At 73.7% G+C, this 3657-nt stretch carries 1 protein-coding gene and 2 pseudogenes; 1 reads left to right on the top strand and 2 read right to left on the bottom strand.

What is annotated here, in order from left to right; genetic code table 11:
- The first annotated feature begins 59 nt into the window (after positions 1–59).
- Complete coding sequence (locus JK359_RS38375) at positions 60–254, top strand: acyl-CoA carboxylase subunit epsilon (RefSeq protein ID WP_201844348.1); 195 nt, start codon at positions 60–62, stop codon at positions 252–254.
- Between the two features lie 1358 nt (positions 255–1612).
- On the opposite strand, the pseudogene JK359_RS40525 reads toward JK359_RS38375, so the two are convergent.
- Both JK359_RS40525 and JK359_RS38365 read right to left on the bottom strand, forming a co-directional pair.
- Positions 1613–3412: pseudogene (locus tag JK359_RS40525) on the bottom strand (NACHT domain-containing protein); the annotation flags it as partial.
- 94 nt (positions 3413–3506) lie between these two features.
- Positions 3507–3657, bottom strand: a pseudogene (locus tag JK359_RS38365) (ATP-binding protein); the annotation flags it as partial.

Below are 3657 nucleotides of genomic sequence, written 5' to 3'. Positions count from 1 at the left end.
AACCCGGCGGACCCGCCGCGGCAACCCCGCGGACCCGACTCCCACGGAGACTGACACCCATGAGCACTCCTGACATCCGCGTCGAGAAGGGCCACGCCGAGCCCGAGGAAGTCGCCGCCATCACGGCCGTCCTCATGGCCCGCGCCGCCGCCCGTCCCGAGCCCACGGCCCAGACCCACCGAGGCCGCGCCAAGGCGGGCTGGCGCCGCCTGGAGCGCGAGGGTGGCTTCCGGGCGCCGCACAGCTGGCACTGAGGTCCGGCGTTCCCCGGCCGCGCACGGCCGGCACCGTGACCCTCACGCGTGACCGTGGCCCCGCCACTCCTCCCGGAGCGGCGGGGCCGCGGTGGCAGGTCCAGTCCGCTCACGCGTCCCTCGGCCGTGTCGCAGTCCTGCAGCTCCAGCCATCTCAGCCCGGCCAGCGCACGCAGGCCGTCGAGCCCGTCGGGCAGCAGGCAGTCGTACAGGCCGAGAGTGTTCAGCTCAGGACAGACCGGCACCAGCCGCTCCGGCAGGCGCCGCGCTTCGAAGCTGTAGAGCATCAGCGTGCGCAGGCCGGTCAGCGAGGAGAGCGGCGCGAGCTGCGGCAGCTGACTGCCCGGGTCCCCGACGAGGCACAGCAGCTCGACGGCACCGAACGGGACCAGGAAGTCCAGCCGCGTCTGCGCCGTGACGCCCGCGAGGGACAGATAGGGAAGCTCCGGCAGGACCGGCAGGCCCTCGATGCCGTCCGGACCGGGGAGCGGCAGCCGCAGCAGGCGCAGTTCGGGAAGCTCCGCCAGAGCTTCCGGATGCCGGAACGAGACCTCACCGAACAGCTGGAGTTCCCTGAGCCGGGGATGCCCCGTCAACGGCGACAGGTCGGCCGTGCCCCGCACCTGACAGGTCAGTTCCTCCAGCGGGGGGAACCCGGCGAGGACGGCCAGGTCCGGGAGGCCGAACATGATCTTCAGTGTGGTCAGCGACCTCAGCCGGGCCGCCGCCCCCAGCTGGGCCGAGTGCGTCAGCACCACCGCGTGCTGGTGCAACGGGAGCCCGTCCATCACCCGTTCGGCGTAAGCGTCCGCGTCGAAGTACGCCCATGCGTCGACGAGCGCGGCCACCACGTCCCGGCGCCGGTCCGCCGCGTACCCCTCCAGCAGCCCCAGCGCCTCCTGCCCGCCGATCATCGCCGCCGTCCGCACCGTCTGCACCGCCGACTTCGACGTCAGCTCCTCCAGCGAGCGCGGCAGTCTCCGCAGCAGACTCGATCCGACCGCCGCCAGCGCGGGCGGGTCCGTCCGGCGGCGCGGGGGGAGAAGCCCGGACACCGCCTCCTCCAGCCGCCCGGCGAGCCCGTCGGAGACCTCCGGCACCGTCTCCTGGCAGGCCGCCGCCAGCAGCCGCAGCTTCCTGCCGTACCGGGGCTCCGCCCGAGCCCGGTCCAGGACGCCGCCCAGCAGTTCCTCCCGCTGCGGACGGTTCGCATGGCCCGCCGCCATGACGACCGTCTCCCGCCACAGGTCCAGGTGGGCCCGCTCGATCAGGTTGCCGATGCGGTCCTCCTCCGTGGCCTCCTCGGCGGCCAGGTACTCCTGGAAGGTCCGGTGGACGAAGTCCAGGCGGCCCTCGGCGGGCGAGCGGAGGATCCCCGAGCGGTCCCGGAGCTGCTCCAGGACCCGGGCCCCGGCCTGCTCCTCCAGATGCCGCATCCCCATGAGCTTCCGGCCGATGTGCACCGCCGCCTGCTCCAGCCCGATCTCGCTGCGGTTGTTGTCGGACAGCCGCCACGCCAGGTCCCGCAGCAGCACCAGCTTGTCGTTCAGGCTCAGCCGGCTGTCCGCCGCGCTCGGCACGTTCCGGTCCGCGTCCCGTTCGTGGACCAGGGCGTGCAGGGCGTTGCGGTACAACTCCATCCGGTCCCGCGGGAGCTGGCTGCCCCGGTTGAGGTGCATCGCGCACAGCATCGCCGCCAGCAACGGCGTGCCCGCCAGCGACTGCAGGTGCGGGCGGTCCTTCAGGCTCGTCAGCAACGACTGCTCGTAACGCGGCAGTTCCTCCGGCGCGCACGGCAGGTCCTCGCCCAGCTCCCGTACCGCCCGGTGCCACTGCCGTACGAAGGCCGCCAGGTCGGGCGGGGCCATGCGGTCCAGGTGGAGCGCCGTGAACCCCTCGCGGCGCAGCCAGTCGGCGCGTGCGGCAGCCGGACGCGAGGAGACGACGACCCGTACCGTTCCGTACGCCGTCAGCAGCCCGCGCAGCCACTCCCGTACGCCCCGCCGCTCGCCGTCCGGCAGTTCGTCGACGCCGTCGACCAGCAGCAGCGCCCGGCCGTCGGCGAGCTGGCGTTCCACCCACGCCTTCGGCATGACGCCGGTGATCTGCCCGGCCACCGAGTCCAGCATCGCCTCCGGTCTCGGCAGCTCCCGCCCGCTGTGCTCGCGCAGCTTCACGAACACCGGTGTCAGACCGTTCCAGCCGGCCAGCTCGCCGGTGAAGGCGCCGCGCGCCGCCGTGATCGCCAGCCAGCGCAGCAGCGTCGTCTTGCCGGATCCCGCCTCGCCCCGCAGCAGTACCCGCGTGGCGCCGCCCAGGGCCGCCTCCACCCGCATCCCGGCGCTGTCGCCCCCGGGCTCCTCCCAGTCGCTCATGTCGGGCCGCGGCACGGGCAGGGCGCGGGCCGGGCGGCGCCGGGCCGCGTCGTCGCCCGTGGCGCGCAGGCTCACGTACGCCACCGACAGCCGCACCTGCGCCCCCGCCCGGTCGGAGGTGCGCCGGAACAGTTCCACCTCGTCCAGGCTCGTGCTGACCAGCTCCAGGTAGCGGCGCCGGAAGTCGGCGTCCCGGTCCGTCCCCTCGGGCGCGAACAGGGAGCGGTCGGGCAACCGCTCCAGCACCCGCGCGATCTCCGCTCCCAGGGACGTCGTACGGCCCAGCAGCTCGGTCAGGGCCCGTTCCTCGTAGACCGGCAGGCCCCGCACGATCCGCAGGTAGTACTCCACGCACTCCGCGAACAGCACCTCGAACAGACGGGTCTCCGCCTCACCGAGGCCCACCGGCGGCCGTACCGAACGCGTCACCCGGCGCACGATCCCGGCCGGGTTCGCGTCCGCCGCCAGCACCGCCCCGTCCGACAGGTCCGCCGCCGCGAACGTGTCGCACACGCCGTCGATCACGGCCCGTCGGCTGTTCTCCTCCAGAGCCGGGAACTCCCGCTCCAGGAACGGCGCCAGCCGGTCGTACACCGCGTCCGCGATCTCCTCGAACTGCCGTTGCACGCCCCGCTGGAACCGCAGCCCCGGCACCCGCAGCCGGACCAGCCCGGCCATGTCCGTCCGGCGTTCCTGCTCCCGCCGTCTCCCTCCGAGCCACGTCTGGGCCGCGGCCCTCGCCACGGTCGTCCCCAGTCGTAACGCAGCCGCCTCAGCGCTCATCGTCCGCCCCCTCGATCACGTCCGGGACCAGTGTGGCAGCGGGGTACGACAAAGGGGCCCTCTCCGTGCGGAAAGGGCCCCTCGTGCACGACCGCTAGCGCAGCCGCGCCATCAGCGCGTGCTCCACGAGCGTGATGAGCGCCGACTTGGCGTCCGCGCGGTGGCGGGCGTCGGTCGTGATGATCGGGGTGTCGGGGCCGATCTGCAGGGCCTCACGGACCTCGTCCGGGTTGTACGGCTGGTTC

Source organism: Streptomyces actinomycinicus, assembly GCF_016741775.1.
Classification (GTDB): Bacteria; Actinomycetota; Actinomycetes; order Streptomycetales; family Streptomycetaceae; genus Streptomyces; species Streptomyces actinomycinicus.
The sequence above is the reverse complement of the archived record's forward strand: the minus strand, read 5'-3'. Positions and strand labels throughout refer to the sequence as shown.